The sequence below is a fragment of the Streptomyces enissocaesilis genome (assembly GCF_039533765.1).
Lineage (GTDB): Bacteria > Actinomycetota > Actinomycetes > Streptomycetales > Streptomycetaceae > Streptomyces > Streptomyces enissocaesilis.
On record NZ_BAAAUD010000047.1, the window covers coordinates 57,674 to 74,421 of the forward strand.

The window sequence follows — 16,748 nt, forward strand, 5'->3', positions numbered from 1 at the left end:
GCCCACTGCTGTGCCGGAAAACAGGTCAGCCCTGGGCGTCCTGGGCGCCCTCCGCGGTCGCCTCGCCGCCGTCTTCGCCCTCTTCCCCGGCGGTGCGCTCGCGCATCTTGCGCAGCAGCTCGTCCTTCTGCTCGGCGGCCGTCCTGCGGTCGGCGTTGCGCGTGGGGCCGTTGTCCGCGAGTTCGGCGCGGGACATCCTCTTGCGCTGCCCGCCTACGCCGAGAAGGTTGTTGCGGCTCTTTGCCACGGGGTTCTCCCGAAGTGATGAGAAGTGATCTGCGGATTCGTCGGGTGGGGGGCGGACGTGCGATCCGCCGCGCGCTCACTCGTAGATCTGGAAGAACATGCTTGTGAGGGTACCGGGCCGCGGCGCCGCCGGTCACCAGATTTTCCGCCGCCCGGCCCCGGCCGGTGAACGCGAAGACCCCGGCTCCGCCGTGCGGAACCGGGGTCTCGGGGACGTACGCGTACGTCCGGACGGCGTCAGCAGGTCAGCAGCCGAGGAGGCGGCCGCCCAGGTAGGACTGGATCTGGTCCAGCGAGACGCGCTCCTGCTTCATGGTGTCGCGCTCGCGCACCGTCACCGCGTTGTCGTCGAGGGTGTCGAAGTCGACGGTCACGCAGAACGGCGTACCGATCTCGTCCTGGCGGCGGTAGCGGCGGCCGATGGCGCCCGCGTCGTCGAACTCGATGTTCCAGTTCTTGCGCAGGTCGGTCGCCAGACCCTTGGCCTTCGGCGACAGCTGCGGGTTGCGCGACAGCGGCAGCACGGCCACCTTGACCGGGGCCAGGCGCGGGTCGAGGCGCATCACGGTGCGCTTCTCCATGACGCCCTTGGCGTTCGGGGCCTCGTCCTCGATGTACGCGTCGAGCATGAAGGCGAGCATGGCGCGGTTCACGCCGGCCGCCGGCTCGATGACGTACGGGGTCCAGCGCTCGCCGGCCTCCTGGTCGAAGAACGACAGATCCTGGCCCGAGGCCTTGGAGTGGGCCTTGAGGTCGAAGTCGGTGCGGTTGGCCACACCCTCCAGCTCGGAGAACTCGCTGCCGCCGAAGTTGAAGCGGTACTCGATGTCGGCGGTGCGCTTCGAGTAGTGCGAGAGCTTCTCCGCCGGGTGCTCGAACCAGCGCATGTTCTCCTCACGGAGACCAAGCTCGCGGTACCAGCTCCAGCGCTGCTCCATCCAGTATTCCTGCCACTGCTCGTCCTCGCCCGGCTTGACGAAGAACTCCATCTCCATCTGCTCGAACTCGCGCGTGCGGAAGATGAAGTTGCCCGGAGTGATCTCGTTCCGGAAGGACTTGCCCATCTGCGCGATGCCGAACGGCGGCTTCTTGCGCGACGTCTGCTGCACCTGGGCGAAGTTGGTGAAGATGCCCTGCGCGGTCTCGGGACGCAGGAAGGCGCGGGAGCCGGTGTCCTGGGTCGGGCCGAGGTGCGTCTCCAGCATGCCGGAGAACTGCTTGGGCTCGGTGAACTGGCCCTTGGTGCCGCAGTTCGGGCAGTTGACGTCGGCCAGGCCGTTCTCGGGGGCGCGGCCGTTGTGCTTGGCCTCGTACGCCTCGATCAGGTGGTCCGCGCGGTGCCGCTTGTGGCAGGCGGTGCACTCGGTGAGCGGGTCGGAGAACGTCGCGACGTGACCGGACGCCTCCCAGACCTCGGGCGCCAGGATCACGGAGGAGTCGAGACCGACCACGTCCTCGCGCGCGACGACCATGGAGCGCCACCACTGGCGCTTGATGTTCTCCTTGAGTTCGACACCCAGCGGTCCGTAGTCCCAGGCGGCCCGGGAGCCGCCGTAGATCTCACTGCACGGGTAGACGAAGCCACGGCGCTTGCTCAGGCTGACGATGGTGTCGATCTTGTCGGCGGCCACGGTGCTCTCTTCATTACGACGACGACGAACGCGAATGATTCAGATTACCGGCGCTCACACCCCTCGGATCAAATCGGTGTCCCGGTAAGGGAGCCGGGCCCGGATCACACCCGACATTATTGACAATCGTTTCCAGTTTTGTTGAAAATGGGTGTCATGAACGTACGACGACGCCTCATACCCACCGCCGCGACCGCCGGAGCCGTCGCCCTCGGCCTGATGGCCGTGAGCGCCTGCTCTTCCTCCTCCGGCGCCGCCGACAAGGACGGCAACGGCAAGCTCGACGTGGTGGCGTCGTTCTATCCCCTGCAGTACCTGGCCGAGGAGATAGGCGGCGAGCACGTCGCCGTGTCGACCCTGACGAAGCCCGGCGTGGAGCCGCACGACCTGGAGCTCAGCCCGAAGCAGACCGCCGGGCTCGGCGAAGCCGACTTCATCCTCTACCTCAAGGGCCTCCAGCCCGCCGTCGACGAGGCCGTCGCGCAGTCCGGTGTGAAGAACACCGTCGACGCCGCCGGCCTCACCCACCTCGAAGAGCACGGCACCGAGGCCGGCCACGACGAGCACGAGGGCAAGGAGCACGAGGGCGAGGAGCACGCCGACGAGCACGCCGCCGAAGACGGGCACGACCACGCCGGCGCCGCCGGCGACCCCCATGTCTGGCTGGACCCCGTGAAGTACTCCGAGGTCGCCGAGGGCGTCGGCAAGGCCCTGGAGAAGGCCGACCCCGACAACGCCGCCGCGTACGAGAAGAACACCGCCGCCCTGGTCGGCAAGCTCGACGGCCTGCACGCGAAGTTCGAGAAGGGCCTGAAGAACACCGACACCAGGACCTTCATCACCACCCACGCCGCCTTCGGCTACCTCGCCGAGCGCTACGACCTCAAGCAGGAGGGCATCAGCGGCCTCGACCCCGACTCCGAGCCCAGCCTGTCCCGCATGAAGGACCTCCAGAAGACCGCCGAGCAGGACGAGGTCACCACGGTCTTCTTCGAGACGCTCGCCAGTGACAAGACCGCCAGGACCCTCGCGGGCGACGCCGGCCTCAGGACCGACGTGCTGGACCCGCTGGAGGGAATCACGGACAAGTCCAAGGGCGCTGACTACACCGAGGTCATGGAGTCCAACCTCGCCGCGCTGGAGAAGGCCCTCGGCGCGAAGTGAAGCAGGCCTCCTCCCACCACCCGGCATCACCCGCAGTATCGGAGGCGCGAGCCATGAAGCCAGAGCCAGAGCAGCCCGTCATATCCCTGCGCGGCGCCACGGCCACGCTCGGCTCCCGCCCCGTGCTGCGCGGCGTCGACCTCGCCGTGCACCGCGGTGAGGTCGTCTCCCTGCTCGGCGCCAACGGCTCCGGCAAGTCGACGGCCGTGCGTTCCGTGATCGGCCAGGTGCCGCTCACCGGCGGCGCCGTCGACCTCTTCGGTACGCCGCTGCGCCGCTTCCGCGACTGGGCGCGCGTCGGGTACGTACCGCAGCGCACCACGGCCGCGAGCGGCGTTCCCGCGACCGTGTACGAGGTCGTCTCCTCCGGCCGCCTCTCCCGCGCGAAGCTGCGCTGGCCCTCGAAGGCCGACCGCGCCGCCGTGCACCGCGCCATCGAGCTCGTCGGGCTCGCGGACCGCGCCAAGGACTCCGTGAACGCCCTCTCCGGCGGCCAGCACCAGCGCGTGCTCATCGCGCGGGCCCTCGCCGCCGAGCCGGAACTGCTGATCATGGACGAGCCGATGGCGGGCGTGGACCTGGCCAGCCAGGAGATCCTCGCGTCGACCCTGCGCGAGCAGGTGGTGGCCGGTACGACCGTGCTGCTCGTCCTGCACGAACTCGGTGCGCTGGAGCCGCTGATCGACCGCGCGGTGGTCCTGCGCGACGGCTGCGTCACGCACGACGGTCCGCCCCCGGAGTCCCTGGGCCAGCACGCGCTGCCCGGCCACGACCACGTACACCCGCACGCGGCTTCCGAGCCCGTCCGCACAGGACTGCTGACCTGACTGATGGAAATCCTCGAAACAGCCTTCATGCAGCGGGCCCTGCTCGCCGCCGTCCTCGTCGGCGTCACCGCCCCCGCCGTCGGCATCTACCTCGTGCAGCGCCGCCAGGCCCTGATGGGCGACGGCATCGGCCACGTCGCGATGACCGGCGTCGGCCTCGGCTTCCTGCTGAGCGCCAACCCGGTGTGGATGGCCGCGCTCGTCTCGATCGCCGGCGCCGTCGCGATGGAGCTGATCCGCTGGTACGGGCGCATGCGCGGCGACATGGCGCTGGCCATGCTCTTCTACGGCGGCATGGCGGGCGGTGTCCTGCTGATCAACCTCGCGCCGGGCGGCTCCAACTCGAACCTCACCTCGTACCTCTTCGGTTCGCTGTCGACGGTCTCGGACGCGGACGTCGTCGCGATCTGCCTGCTCGCCGCCTTTGTGATGCTGGTCACTGTCGGTCTGCGGCGCCATCTCTTCGCGGTCAGTCAGGACGAGGAGTTCGCACGGGTGACCGGTCTGCCGGTGCGCGCCCTGAATCTGCTGATCGCGGTCACCGCGGCCGTCACGGTCACCGTCGCCATGCGCGTCGTCGGGCTGCTGCTGGTCAGCGCGCTGATGGTGGTGCCGGTGGCGGCGGCGCAGCAGATCACCCGGTCGTTCAAGGTCACGTTCGTCCTGTCCGTGGTCATCGGCACGGTCGTGACGCTGGCCGGCACGGTGACCTCGTACGAGTACGAGGTGCCGCCGGGCGCGACGATCGTGCTGCTGGCCATCGCCGCCTTCTTCGTCCTGACCGCGCTGGCCGCTCCCCTCGCGAGGCGCCGGGCACGGGCCCTGGACGGGGCGGGGACCGGGTCCGCGGGCGGCTGTAGCGTGGAGGCGGGCGGCCTGCCGGACACCCGGCGCCCGGCTGACGACGTGAAGGTCTGACCGGCGGTCGGCAACGACCTGGCAGAATGGCCCGGCATACGTACGGGCGACCAGAGGAGGCACCTGTGACGACTGCGGGAACCCCATCCCCGGTGCGTGGCCGGTCCACCCGGCAGCGGGCCGCCGTAGCGGCCGCGCTCGACGAGGTGGACGAGTTCCGCAGCGCGCAGGAGCTCCACGACATGCTCAAGCACCGGGGCGACTCGGTCGGGCTGACGACGGTCTACCGCACTCTGCAGTCCCTCGCCGACGCCGGCGAGGTGGACGTACTGCGCACCAGCGAGGGCGAGGCGGTGTACCGGCGCTGCTCCAGCGGTGAGCACCACCACCACCTGGTGTGCCGGGTGTGCGGCAAGGCCGTCGAGGTCGAGGGCCCCGCGGTCGAGAAGTGGGCGGAGGCCATCGCGGCCCAGCACGGGTACGTGAACGTCGCCCACACCGTGGAGATCTTCGGCACCTGTGTGGAGTGCGCGGCGAAGGTCTGAGACGTACGGGAGGGCCCGCGCCGGACGCGTCCGGTGCGGGCCCTCCCGTGTTTGTTGCACGCAGGCGTGTCCTGAGCCCTCTGAGCCGCCGCAGGTCGCGGGCGAGGACCGCCGGCAGTCGCTCCGCGTCGGCCGGGTCGCCGGGTCCCCGCTCGGGGAGGGCCTCCACGCCCGCGGCGTTCGGGTCGCCGGTGAGCAGGACGACGTGGTCGCGGGTCTCCTGGTGGCCCCGGAAGAACGAGCAGCGCATGGTCGGAGCGACGTACTCGTCGGCGGTCGACACGCCCGCGCCGGTGACCGCCGTACGGTGTTCGCCGTACGGTGTTCGCCGTACGGTGTTCGCCGTACGGTGTTCGCCCTGCCACGCCGCCGTGCGCAGCACGTGCCTGGCCCGGAGGCGCGGGGCCGACCGGACGAACAGGGCGACCGGTCCGTACACGAGGACGTTCATCGCCCCGGCGCCGCCCGGCGCATCGTCAGCAGCAGGCCGAGCCCCGCGACCAGCGCCCGCCGGAGCGCGTCGGGCCGCCGGACGCGGTCGCGCACCCGGATGCCCGCCGCGATGTCGCCGCGCGTCGGCCGGCAGGTCAGCTCGACGGTCTCCGCGGCCTGGATCATGTCCCGCCCCTGATCATCCATGGGGCGGAATCCTCGCCACGTCGTCCGGGCGGGTCCGCGCCGCCCTACATGCTGCCCGCGGCGAGCTGCTCCTCGTTCGGGACGGCGCCGCCGAAGCGGCGGTCGCGGGAGGCGTACTCGACGCAGGCGCGCCACAGGTCGCGGCGGTCGAAGTCGGGCCACAGGACGTCCTGGAAGACCATCTCGGCGTACGCGCTCTGCCAGATCAGGTAGTTGGACGTGCGCTGCTCGCCGCTGGGGCGCACGAAGAGGTCCACGTCCGGCATGTCCGGGTAGTACAGGTACTTCGCCAGGGTCTTCTCGTTGACCTTCGACGGGTCGAGCCTGCCCGCCGCGACGTCGCGCGCGATCGCCTGCGCCGCGTCCGCGATCTCCGCGCGCCCGCCGTAGTTGACGCAGAAGTACAGCGTCATCGCGTCGTTGTCCTTGGTCTGCTCCTGGGCGACCTGGAGCTCCTGGACGACGGACTTCCACATCTTCGGCATGCGGCCGGTCCAGCGGATGCGGATGCCGAGCTCGTCCATCTCGTCCCGGCGGCGGCGGATGACGTCCCGGTTGAAGTTCATCAGGAAGCGCACCTCCTCGGGCGAGCGCTTCCAGTTCTCGGTGGAGAAGGCGTACAGGGAGAGGTTCTTGACGCCCATTTCCAGGCAGCCCTTGAGCACGTCGAGCACGACGCCCTCGCCGACCTTGTGGCCCTCGGTGCGCGGCAGTCCGCGCTCCTTCGCCCAGCGGCCGTTGCCGTCCATGACGATCGCCACGTGCTCCGGAACCAGCTCGCCGGGGATCTTCGGCGGCCGCGCACCGGACGGGTGCGGTTCCGGCGTCTTGTATTCGCGCCGGTTACGGCCGAGAATCCCGCGTCGCGCCATGAGCTTTTCTCCCTCGATTCACTTCTCTACTTCTCCACGTACCGCAGCGAGCGCAGTCCGCGTTCCAAGTGCCAGTGCAGATAGGCCGACACCAGCCCGCTGCCCTCCCTGACGTGCCGGGCCTCGCAGCTGTCCGCGGTCTCCCAGTCCCCCGTGAGCAGCGCGCTGAGCAGACCGACGGCCTCCGCCGAGGGTACGACGCTTCCGGGCACCCGGCAGTCGCCGCACACGACGCCGCCGGCCGCCACCGAGAAGAACCGGTTCGGCCCGTCGAGGCCGCAGCGCGCGCAGTCGGTGAAGCTGGGCGCGTAGCCGTTGACGGCGAGCGAGCGCAGCAGGAAGGCGTCCAGGATCAGGTGGGGGGCGTGCTCGGCGCGGGCGAGGGTACGCAGGGCGCCGACGAGCAGCAGGTACTGCTGTACGGCGGGCTCGCCCTCGTGGTCGGTGAACCGCTCGGCGGTCTCCAGCATCGCCGTACCGGCGGTGTAGCGGGCGTAGTCCGTGACGATGCCACCGCCGTACGGGGCGATGATCTCGCCCTGCGTGCACAGCGGCAGTCCGCGCCCGACCAGCTCGCTGCCGCGCGAGAAGAACTGCACGTCGACGTGCGAGAAGGGCTCCAGGCGGGCCCCGAACTTCGACTTGGTCCGCCGGACCCCGCGCGCGACGGCGCGTACCCGCCCGTGACCGCGGGTGAGCAGTGTGATGATCCGGTCCGCCTCGCCCAGCTTCTGGGTGCGCAGCACGATGCCGTCGTCGCGGAACAGACTCATACGTCCATTCTCGCCCACCGCACGGCCGCACCCGCCTCACCGGACGCCGCAGTGCATGGCGTACGTCACAGGGCCGGTCTCGCCGATCCCGTGCCACCGGGTCTGTGCCACCGGGCCCAGGTCACCGGGCCGCTTCCCCTCCGGTCACCGCCCACGCCGGCTGAGGGCATTGGCCGCCGCGACCTTGGCGTGCATCGTCTCGGCGAGGGTGGCGGGACGCGCGTCGCCGGGAGGGCAGTCCCATTCCCGTCCGCCGACGACGGGCCGGAGCCGGAGCCGCGGCCCCTCGTTCCCCCTGACACACCCCACGCGCCCGGTGCGCGTATCGATGACGTAATCGCCTTCTTCCATTCCCTTTGACACCATGCACGCCTCTTTCTTACCCTTTTCCCTTTTCTTCCCCCACCTTGAGGCCACGCATCGGAAATCGGCAGGACGACATGCTCTACAACCCGTCGTCACCACAAGGGAGTTAACCCATGGCCAACACATGCGGCAGCCCGCCCCCATCAAGGCGACCTATGAGAAGTCATAAGTACGGCTTATGAGGTCATAGGCAGGAGTCAGGTACCTGACCGGGTATTTTCCTGCCTAGGGTGACGCTTGAGACAGTTGTCCAGTTGTCGCCGCTCGAAGGGAACCCCCATGCCCCGCCCCCTGCGGATAGCGATCGTCGGTGCCGGCCCCGCCGGGATCTACGCCGCCGACGCCCTGCTGAAATCCGAGGCGGCCTCCGAGCCCGGCGTTTCCATCGACCTCTTCGAGCGGATGCCCGCGCCCTTCGGTCTGATCCGTTACGGCGTCGCGCCCGACCACCCCCGCATCAAGGGCATCATCACCGCCCTGCACCAGGTCCTCGACAAGCCGCAGACACGCCTCTTCGGCAACGTCGACTACCCGTCCGACATCGGCCTGGACGACCTCCGCACGTTCTACGACGCGGTGATCTTCTCCACCGGCGCGAGTGCCGACCGGGCGATGGACATCCCCGGCATCGGGCTGGACGGCTCGTACGGGGCGGCCGACTTCGTCTCCTGGTACGACGGCCACCCGGACGTCCCGCGCACCTGGCCGCTGGAGGCCGAGAAGGTCGCCGTCCTCGGCGTCGGCAACGTGGCCCTGGACGTGGCCCGCATCCTCGCCAAGACCGCCGACGAACTGCTGCCCACCGAGATCCCGCCGAACGTCCACGACGGCCTCGCCGCCAACAGGGCGCGCGAGATCCACGTCTTCGGGCGGCGCGGCCCCGCGCAGGCGAAGTTCAGCCCGATGGAGCTGCGCGAGCTCGACCACTCCCCGAACATCGAAGTCATCGTCAACCCCGAGGACATCGACTACGACGAGGGCAGCATCGCCACCCGCCGCGCCAACAAGCAGGCCGACATGGTCGCCAAAACGCTGGAGAACTGGGCGATCCGGGACGTCGGCGACCGGCCCCACAAGCTCTTCCTGCACTTCTTCGAGTCGCCCACCGAGGTCGTCGGCGAGGACGGCAGGGTCGTCGGACTGCGCACCGAGCGGACCCGCCTCGACGGCACGGGCAACGTCACCGGAACCGGCGAGACGCAGACGTGGGACGTGCAGGCCGTCTACCGGGCGGTCGGCTACCTCTCCGACGAACTGCCCAAGCTGCCCTTCGACTTCACCACCGGCACCGTTCCGCACGAGGGCGGCCGCGTCGTCGAGGCGGGCGAGCACCTCACGTCGACGTACGTCACGGGGTGGATCAAGCGCGGCCCCGTCGGCCTCATCGGCCACACCAAGGGCGACGCCAACGAGACCGTCGCCAACCTGCTGGCGGACCACGGCGCGGGCCGCCTGCCCGCGCCCGCCGCACCCGCCGAGGACGCCGTGGTGGACTTCCTCGCGGCCAGGGACGTGGCGTACACGACGTGGGAGGGCTGGCACCACCTCGACAGCGCCGAGCGCGCGCTGGGCGCCGCCGAGGGACGCGAGCGCGTGAAGATCGTGGACCGCGAGGCGATGCTGCGGGCGAGCCGGGCCCCGGCTCGGGACTGAGCCCGGGGGACCGGGCCCCGGACGGCCAGGGCGAGGACCTGGCGTCCACGGCCGGTCGGACCGCCGGGGCCGCCCTGCTCGCCGGGGAGCAGGGCAGGGGTGAGCGGCGGGCGGTTCAGGACGGCGTGCGGGCGGTCTCCAGCAGCCGGACCGTGTCCTCGGGGCGGATCAGCAGCGCGCCGCCCACGGTCGTCAGCACCTCGCGCTCGGCCGGGCTGTACGGGCCGTCGGCGAGGGCGATCCTGGCACCCTGGAGCAGAATCGATTCGCGACCGCCGGGAGCGAGGTGCGGGGCCAGCGGTCCGAGCGCCTCGTGCAGTTCGATGGCGAGCGCGGCGCCGCAGGGCTCGTCGACCCCTTCGTACGCCCCGGGAAGCCGTCCGGTGTCGGCGGCGAGCGCGTCGATGAGGGTGGTGAGCTGGTCCTCGGTGCAGTCGTCGAAGCCGGCCGCGCGCACCGCGGCGACGGCGGTCACCCTGACCGTACGGGAGGAGGTGCCGCCCGCGGTGAGTACGGCGAGGGCGACGGTGTGGACGGCGTCGCGCAGCATCGCGGAGAGGCGGGCGGAGGTGGGGTGGTCGAGCGCGTCGGTGCTGAAGTGGTGCCGGCAGGCGGCGCATTCGACGACCGGGCCCGCGTAGCCGCGCGGCAGCAGCGGGACACCGAGGACGGTGAGGCGCCTGCGGCCCGTGCGGCGGCGGTAGTTGCGGTCACCGCCGCAGCCGGGGCAGAAGAAGTCACCGTCACCGACGGTGCTCCAAGCGGTGCTCATGCCCCATACGTATCGTTTCCGCCCTCGAACTGGCAGCACGTCGCACCTCCATGTCCGGCAACACTGCCGCTTTGACGTGATGTTAGCCACATCAGTGATGCGGCGTCAGTACCCCGGCGCGACGAGTGGCGGCCCCGCACACCGGTTCGGGTGGACGGGGCCGGACAAAACGTGAGGTCAGGAACCGGCCTGGGCGCGGCGGCGGCGCACCGAGTACGCGACGAGTCCGCCACCGGCCAGGACCGCGGCGGCGGCGACAGCGGACGCACGCATGCGGAACTCCAGGTCGAGGCAGGTGCGAAGAGATGTCCGAGTGGACTGGGCCGGCCTTCCGTCACCCCCTGACGTACCGTCAACTACCCTCATGTGCCAGGAATCCGGGCATCAGCCCATGATCTTCCTTAATCGAACCTGAAGCCGTGACGCACCTCACATACGCGGACGCCGGGCGGGCCGATTCCTCGGCCCGCCCGGCGTCCGCCCGTACGAGGTGCGAGGACCGGGGTCCCCGTCCCCCTTAGCGCGTGGCCCTGTTCACCGCCGACACGACCGCCTTCAGCGAGGCGCGCGTGGTGTTGGCGTCGATGCCGATGCCCCACAGCACCTTGCCGTCGATCGCGCACTCGATGTACGACGCGGCCTGGGCGCTCGCGCCCTCGCTCATCGTGTGCTCCTGGTAGTCCAGCAGCCTGGCGTCCACGCCGACCGCGCCCAGCGCCTCGAAGAAGGCCGAGATCGGGCCGTTGCCGGTGCCGGTCAGCACGGTGTCGACGCCGTCCACGACCGCCTCGACGGTCAGCGTGTCCTGGCCGTCCGTGTCGGTGGTGGTCTGGCCGGAGCGCAGCTGGATGCGCCCCCAGGCGTTGTCCGGGTTGGGCAGGTACTCGTCCTGGAAGACCGACCAGATCGCCTTCGGCGTGACCTCGCCGCCCTCGGCGTCCGTCTTGGCCTGGATGATCCGGGAGAACTCGATCTGCATGCGGCGCGGCAGGTCCAGCTTGTGGTCGTTCTTCAGGACGTACGCGATGCCGCCCTTGCCGGACTGCGAGTTGACCCGGATGACCGCCTCGTACGAACGCCCCACGTCCTTCGGGTCGATGGGCAGGTACGGCACGGCCCACTCGATCTCGTCGACCGTCCTGCCGGCGGCGGCCGCCTCGGCCTCCATCGCGTCGAAGCCCTTCTTGATGGCGTCCTGGTGGGAGCCGGAGAAGGCGGTGTAGACCAGGTCGCCCGCGTAGGGGTGGCGCGGGTGGACCTCCATCTGGTTGCAGTACTCGCTGGTGCGGCGGATCTCGTCGATCTGCGAGAAGTCGATCTGCGGGTCGACGCCCTGGGAGAAGAGGTTCATGCCCAGGGTGACCAGGTCGACGTTGCCGGTGCGCTCGCCCTGCCCGAACAGGCAGCCCTCGATGCGGTCGGCGCCCGCCATGATCGCCAGCTCGGCGGCGGCGACGGCGGTGCCCCGGTCGTTGTGCGGGTGCACGGACAGACAGACGTACGCCCGCCGGGACAGGTTGCGGGACATCCACTCGAAGCGGTCCGCGTGCGTGGACGGGGTCGAACGCTCCACGGTGGCGGGCAGGTTGAGGATGATCTCCCGGCCCTCCTCCGGCTGCCACACGTCACAGACGGCCTCGCAGACCTCCAGCGCGAAGTCCAGCTCGGTGTCGGTGAAGATCTCCGGGCTGTACTGGTAGCCGAAGACCGTCTCCGGGCCCAGCAGCTTGTCGGCGTACTCCATGACCAGCCGCGTGCCGTCCACGGCGATCTGCTTGACCTGCTCCTTGGAGCCGCGGAAGACGACGCGGCGGAAGGTCGGCGCGGTGGCGTTGTACAGGTGCACAGTGGCGCGGCGGGCACCGACCAGCGACTCCACGGTCCGCTCGATCAGCTCTTCGCGCGCCTGGGTCAGGACGGAGATCGTCACGTCCTCGGGGATCGCGCCCTCTTCGATGATGGAGCGTACGAAGTTGAAGTCGGTCTCGCCGGACGAGGGGAAGCCGACCTCGATCTCCTTGTAGCCCATGCGCACCAGCAGGTCGAACATCTCGCGCTTGCGGGCGGGGGACATCGGGTCGATCAGGGCCTGGTTGCCGTCGCGCAGGTCGGTGGACAGCCAGCGGGGCGCCTTGGTGATCCGCCGGTCCGGCCATGTGCGGTCGGGGATCTCGACGGCCTCGTACGGGCGGTACTTGTGGACCGGCATCCCGGACGGCTTCTGCAGCTGCGTCGCGTTGGTGATCGGCGTGGGACGTCCAACAGGGGCGTTCATTGCGTGGGGCTCCTCGGTGTCCTGCGGAGGGGACGGCCGACGGTGTCGCTGCAGCACCAGACTCCGCGGGGAGGGGGTCGGCCTATAACTACAGACCCTCGCCGCGGCAGCTAAGGAGGAGCAGCCCGTAACGCATGATGTGCCGCAGCCTAGCCCAGGGGCGCCGGAAACGCCGGTCCTGTATCAGTATGCGGGACCGGTTGCCGATAAGGGGTTGAGAGTGATCCTTCACTCGATTTCGTCAATCCCGGTGACAAGGGGCGACATGTGCGTTACGCAGTGCCACATTGCCGTCATGAAGGCCACGCATCCCGTTCTGTGCACCATCGTGCCGCCCCACATCCTCGACAAGCTGGCCCGGGCCGACGACCCCGCGCTCGCGGGCCCCGCCCGCCGGACCCTCGAGACGGACGCCGCGCAGCGCGCCCGCCGCCAGTTCGCCCCGGTGCTCGGGGCCACGCCGGCCGCCCCGCCCGGGGACACGGCCGCCCGCACGCCCCACCGCACCGTCCACGACGCGGAGCACCTCCGGAGCCTGCCGGGCCGCAAGGTGCGCGGCGAGGGCGACGAGCCCCACCCGGACGCGACCGTCAACCGGGCGTATGCCGGTCTCGGCGCGACCTTCGAGCTGCTGCTGAAGGCGTTCGGCCGCGATTCGGTCGACGGCAACGGCCTGCCGCTCGTCGCGAGCGTCCACTACGGCGAGAACTACGGGAACGCCTTCTGGGACGGCCAGCAGATGGTCTTCGGCGACGGTGACGAGATCTTCCGCGACTTCACCCTCCCCGTGGACGTCATCGCCCACGAGCTGGCCCACGGCGTGACGCAGTACACGGCCGGCCTCACGTACTTCGGCCAGTCCGGCGCGCTCAACGAGTCCGTGTCCGACGTCTTCGGCTCCCTGGTCAAGCAGTACGTCGACGACCAGAGCGCCGACCGGGCCGACTGGCTGATCGGCGCGGGCCTGCTGACCGAACGGGTCACCGGAGTGGCCCTGCGCTCCCTGAAGGCGCCCGGCACGGCGTACGACGACGACCTGCTCGGCAAGGACCCGCAGCCCGCGACGATGGACGGCTACGTCCACACCTCCCGGGACAACGGCGGCGTCCACATCAACTCCGGCATCCCCAACCACGCCTTCTACCTGCTCGCCACCGCCCTCGGCGGCAAGGCGTGGGAGCGGGCGGGGCAGATCTGGTACGACACCCTGACCGCAGGGAGCCTCCGGGCGGACGCGGACTTCGCCGACTTCGCGCGGGCCACCGTGGCGGCCGCGCACACCCGTTTCGGTGACGGCGCGGAACGGGAGGCCCTGCTGAAAGCGTGGTCCCGGGTCGGGGTGCCTACCGGCTGAGCCGTATCCGTACTAGAACGGAAGCCATGCGGATCGGGGTGAGGCGCACGGGCGGATTCGCCGGCATCGAACGGTACGCCGAGGTGGACACCTCCGGACGGGCCGACGCGGGCGAGTGGCAGACCCTGGCGGAGGAGGCGGTCGCCGAGGGCCGGGGCACGCCGCCCGGCGGCGTACCGGACGGCTTCAGCTACCGGATCACGGTCGACGGCAGGACCGTGTACTGCGCGGACCCGCGGCTGACCGAGGCCCAGAGCCGGCTGATCTCGCAGGTCCTGAAGGAAGGGGCCTGAGGGAAGGGGGCGTGCGGGAAGGGGCCCGGGCGCCCGGAACCCAAGGGGCGCCCGGCGTCGGCCGGGCAGGACCGCCGGCTCAGAACCCCAGCTTGCGCAGCTGCTTCGGGTCGCGCTGCCAGTCCTTCGCGACCTTCACGTGCAGGTCCAGGAAGACCGGGGTGCCCAGCAGCGCCTCGATCTGCTTGCGCGACTTCGTCCCGACGTCCTTCAGGCGCTGGCCCTTGGGGCCGATGATGATGCCCTTCTGGCTGGGGCGCTCGATGTAGACGTTCGCGTGGATGTCCAGCAGCGGCCTGTCCGCCGGGCGGTCCTCGCGCGGCAGCATCTCCTCGACGACGACCGCGATGGAGTGCGGCAGTTCGTCCCGTACGCCTTCGAGGGCGGCCTCGCGGATCAGCTCCGCGACCATCACCATCTCCGGCTCGTCGGTGAGGTCGCCCTCGGGGTAGAGCGGCGGGCTCTCGGGCAGCAGCGGGATCAGCAGGTCGGCGAGGAGCGAGACCTGGCTGCCGCCGACGGCGGAGACCGGAACGATCTCCTGCCACTCGAAGCCGAGCTCCTTGGAGAGCTGGTCGATGGCGATGAGCTGCTCGGCGAGCTGCTTGGAGTCGACGAGGTCGGTCTTGGTGACGATCGCGACCTTCGGCGTCTTCTTGATGCCCGCGAGCTCCTTGGCGATGAACTTGTCGCCGGGGCCGAGCTTCTGGTCGGCGGGCAGGCAGAAGCCGATCACGTCGACCTCGGCCCAGGTGGTCCGTACGACGTCGTTGAGCCGCTCGCCCAGCAGCGTGCGCGGCTTGTGGAGCCCCGGGGTGTCGACCAGGATCAGCTGCGCCTCGGGACGGTGCACGATGCCGCGCACGGTGTGACGCGTGGTCTGCGGGCGGCTGGAGGTGATGGCCACCTTCTGGCCGACCAGAGCGTTCGTCAGGGTGGACTTGCCCGCGTTGGGGCGGCCGACGAAGCAGGCGAAGCCGGCCCGGTGGGGGGCCTCGGAAGACTGGGTGCGAGCGCTCATGCGTGTCATTCTCCCCGATGTACGCCGCCGGGCCGACCAGTGTCGGCCCGGCGGCTCACGCGGGGGCGGCCCCGGGTGCCGGAACCGGCCGCGGGGGCGGCTCCTGCTGTCAGAGGCCGGCCTTGGCGCCGCACACCGGCCAGGCGCCGATGCCCTGGCCCTGGAGGACCTTGTCGGCGACGGCGGCCTGCTGCTGCGGGGTGGCCTGGTGGGCGCTCGCGGCGTACTTCGTGCCGCCGTACGCGGCCCAGGTGGACTGGGTGAACTGGAGACCGCCGGAGAAGCCGTTGCCGGTGTTCGCGTTCCAGTCGCCGCCGGACTCGCACTGGGCGACCGCGGACCAGTCGACCGTCGGGGCGGCGGAGGCGCTGCCGGTGCCGGCGAGAACCAGCATGCCGGTGGCTCCCGCGGCGACGAAGGAACCGGTGACGCGGCGGCGCAGGGCGGTGCGGGTCAGGGAGGAGAACACGTGGGTGACCTTTGTTCGGGGGCGGGGGGCTGCCCTCGGAGCGGAGGCTCCCTGCTGGGCATGTACTCCACCGTCGCAACGCGGGGCGCCGGGATCCACGGTCCTTCGGGAGCACGCGCGGGCCTTCCGGCCCCGCCCCTTGACAGCTCGGGCGCGGGCCGCAAGACCCGGGTCGAAGGTCCCACGGCCCTGGCGGCACGAGCGTCCCGCCGGGGCCGCCCGGCGCCGCTGCGAGGGCCCCCCGGCCCCCGCGGCGGCAGGAGTGCGCCTCGTCACACGAGACCACCGCCACACCGGCCACGGTTGCCCGGGGCCCGGGGCGGAGCGGGCAGCGCCGCGCCCTAGGCGCCGGCCGCCACGCTCTCCCGCAGGGCGCCGTCGGGGCCCGCCAGCAGGACCGGCGTTCCGGGGCCGCCGAGATCCCGTACCGCCGCGCGGTCCTCCGCCGGCACGGAATCCGCCGCCGTCACCACCGCCGCCGCCTCCAGCGACTTCGCGCCGCTCGCGACGGCCATCGCGACCGCGGTGCGCAGCGCGCTGAGCCGGAGGGAGTCCAGTGCGACGGTTCCGGCGACGTACGTACGTCCCGTCTCGTCCCGTACGGCCGCTCCCTCCGGCACCCCGTTGCGGGCACGCGCGCTCCGCGCCAGCGTGATGATCTTGCGGTCCTCGGCGTCGAGTCCGGTGCTCGGCGTGGTCTCAGTCATGCCCCGAGCATAGGGAGCGGCCACCGCTCAGCCCGCGACCGGGTGCATCGAGCCGCGCCGCCCCTCCGGTGAGGCCGGCCCCTCCGGCTTCGCCGCCGTGTCCGCCTCCGGGAGTGGCGTGTGCGGCACGATCGCCAGGCCGGGGCGGGCCGGCTCCATGACCAGCGTGCCGGCGACGGGGTGTTCCCTCTCCTTGCGGAGCTGGCCGCCGGGCGCGCTGTCGCGCGCGCTCTCCGGCGGCGTACACACCGTGCTCGCCGGGGACGCGGTGGTCGTGCTGGTG

At 70.9% G+C, this 16,748-nt stretch carries 18 protein-coding genes; 7 read left to right on the top strand and 11 right to left on the bottom strand.

The genetic code is table 11. The features are described 5' to 3' along the window. Nucleotides 1-25 precede the first annotated feature (25 nt). Both ABD374_RS22675 and ABD374_RS22680 read right to left on the bottom strand, forming a co-directional pair. Nucleotides 26-247 carry a DUF6243 family protein gene (locus tag ABD374_RS22675; RefSeq protein WP_344497436.1) on the bottom strand — a complete coding sequence of 74 codons (222 nt, stop codon included), beginning with the start codon at nt 245-247 and terminating at the stop codon, nt 26-28. A 244-nt stretch (nt 248-491) separates the two neighbouring features. After that, nucleotides 492-1,877 carry a glycine--tRNA ligase gene (locus tag ABD374_RS22680; RefSeq protein ID WP_344497437.1) on the bottom strand — a complete coding sequence of 462 codons (1,386 nt, stop codon included), beginning with the start codon at nt 1,875-1,877 and terminating at the stop codon, nt 492-494. 156 nt (nt 1,878-2,033) lie between these two features. Here ABD374_RS22680 and ABD374_RS22685 point away from each other — a divergent pair, with 156 nt between their 5' ends. The 4 genes from ABD374_RS22685 to ABD374_RS22700 all read left to right on the top strand — a co-directional run bounded on the left by ABD374_RS22685 (nt 2,034) and on the right by ABD374_RS22700 (nt 5,271). Then, complete coding sequence (locus ABD374_RS22685) at nt 2,034-3,041, top strand: metal ABC transporter substrate-binding protein (protein WP_344497438.1); 1,008 nt, start codon at nt 2,034-2,036, stop codon at nt 3,039-3,041. A gap of 53 nt (nt 3,042-3,094) precedes the next feature. Further along, on the top strand, nt 3,095-3,868 hold the full coding sequence (locus ABD374_RS22690; RefSeq protein ID WP_344497439.1) for a metal ABC transporter ATP-binding protein: 774 nt from the start codon (nt 3,095-3,097) through the stop codon (nt 3,866-3,868). Nucleotides 3,869-3,871: 3 nt separating this feature from the next. After that, entirely contained in the window at nt 3,872-4,786 is a 915-nt protein-coding gene (locus tag ABD374_RS22695; protein ID WP_344497440.1) for a metal ABC transporter permease, read from the top strand. A 65-nt stretch (nt 4,787-4,851) separates the two neighbouring features. Then, nucleotides 4,852-5,271 (top strand): Fur family transcriptional regulator, encoded by a 420-nt coding sequence (locus ABD374_RS22700; protein WP_344497441.1) that lies wholly within the window; start codon nt 4,852-4,854, stop codon nt 5,269-5,271. Nucleotides 5,272-5,718: 447 nt separating this feature from the next. Here the strand turns inward: ABD374_RS22700 and ABD374_RS22705 are convergent, their stop codons facing one another. From ABD374_RS22705 to recO, 3 genes are read right to left on the bottom strand one after another with little or no spacing between them, the layout of a single operon-like run. Beyond that, nucleotides 5,719-5,910, bottom strand: coding sequence for a hypothetical protein (locus ABD374_RS22705; protein WP_344497442.1), 192 nt, complete (start codon nt 5,908-5,910; stop codon nt 5,719-5,721). 44 nt (nt 5,911-5,954) lie between these two features. Then, nucleotides 5,955-6,782 carry an isoprenyl transferase gene (locus ABD374_RS22710; RefSeq protein WP_344497443.1) on the bottom strand — a complete coding sequence of 276 codons (828 nt, stop codon included), beginning with the start codon at nt 6,780-6,782 and terminating at the stop codon, nt 5,955-5,957. 26 nt (nt 6,783-6,808) lie between these two features. Further along, nucleotides 6,809-7,555, bottom strand: a complete 747-nt coding sequence (gene recO, locus ABD374_RS22715) for a DNA repair protein RecO (protein WP_344497444.1) — start codon at nt 7,553-7,555, stop codon at nt 6,809-6,811. Nucleotides 7,556-8,200: 645 nt separating this feature from the next. Here recO and ABD374_RS22725 point away from each other — a divergent pair. Beyond that, a complete protein-coding gene (locus tag ABD374_RS22725) occupies nt 8,201-9,574 on the top strand; it encodes an FAD-dependent oxidoreductase (RefSeq protein WP_344497446.1) in 1,374 nt (457 codons plus the stop codon). Nucleotides 9,575-9,689: 115 nt separating this feature from the next. On the opposite strand, the gene ABD374_RS22730 is transcribed toward ABD374_RS22725, so the two are convergent. Continuing rightward, nucleotides 9,690-10,385, bottom strand: coding sequence for a TerB family tellurite resistance protein (locus ABD374_RS22730; protein ID WP_425577305.1), 696 nt, complete (start codon nt 10,383-10,385; stop codon nt 9,690-9,692). A gap of 478 nt (nt 10,386-10,863) precedes the next feature. After that, a complete protein-coding gene (leuA, locus tag ABD374_RS22735) occupies nt 10,864-12,621 on the bottom strand; it encodes a 2-isopropylmalate synthase (protein WP_344497448.1) in 1,758 nt (585 codons plus the stop codon). 295 nt (nt 12,622-12,916) lie between these two features. Between leuA and ABD374_RS22740 the strand changes: the two genes are divergently transcribed. Both ABD374_RS22740 and ABD374_RS22745 read left to right on the top strand, forming a co-directional pair. Then, the gene (locus ABD374_RS22740; protein WP_344497449.1) at nt 12,917-13,975 is read left to right on the top strand and encodes a M4 family metallopeptidase; all 1,059 of its coding nucleotides are present in this window, start codon (nt 12,917-12,919) and stop codon (nt 13,973-13,975) included. 26 nt (nt 13,976-14,001) lie between these two features. Then, entirely contained in the window at nt 14,002-14,268 is a 267-nt protein-coding gene (locus ABD374_RS22745) for a protealysin inhibitor emfourin (RefSeq protein ID WP_344497450.1), read from the top strand. A 79-nt stretch (nt 14,269-14,347) separates the two neighbouring features. Here the strand turns inward: ABD374_RS22745 and era are convergent, their stop codons facing one another. The 4 genes from era to ABD374_RS22765 form a co-directional block, all read right to left on the bottom strand. Continuing rightward, nucleotides 14,348-15,289, bottom strand: coding sequence for a GTPase Era (gene era / locus ABD374_RS22750; RefSeq protein ID WP_344497451.1), 942 nt, complete (start codon nt 15,287-15,289; stop codon nt 14,348-14,350). Nucleotides 15,290-15,398: 109 nt separating this feature from the next. Then, on the bottom strand, nt 15,399-15,758 hold the full coding sequence (locus ABD374_RS22755; protein ID WP_425577306.1) for a transglycosylase family protein: 360 nt from the start codon (nt 15,756-15,758) through the stop codon (nt 15,399-15,401). Nucleotides 15,759-16,099: 341 nt separating this feature from the next. Beyond that, nucleotides 16,100-16,465 carry a cytidine deaminase gene (locus tag ABD374_RS22760; protein ID WP_344497452.1) on the bottom strand — a complete coding sequence of 122 codons (366 nt, stop codon included), beginning with the start codon at nt 16,463-16,465 and terminating at the stop codon, nt 16,100-16,102. 27 nt (nt 16,466-16,492) lie between these two features. Further along, nucleotides 16,493-16,714, bottom strand: coding sequence for a hypothetical protein (locus tag ABD374_RS22765; RefSeq protein ID WP_425577307.1), 222 nt, complete (start codon nt 16,712-16,714; stop codon nt 16,493-16,495). Nucleotides 16,715-16,748: the final 34 nt, after the last annotated feature.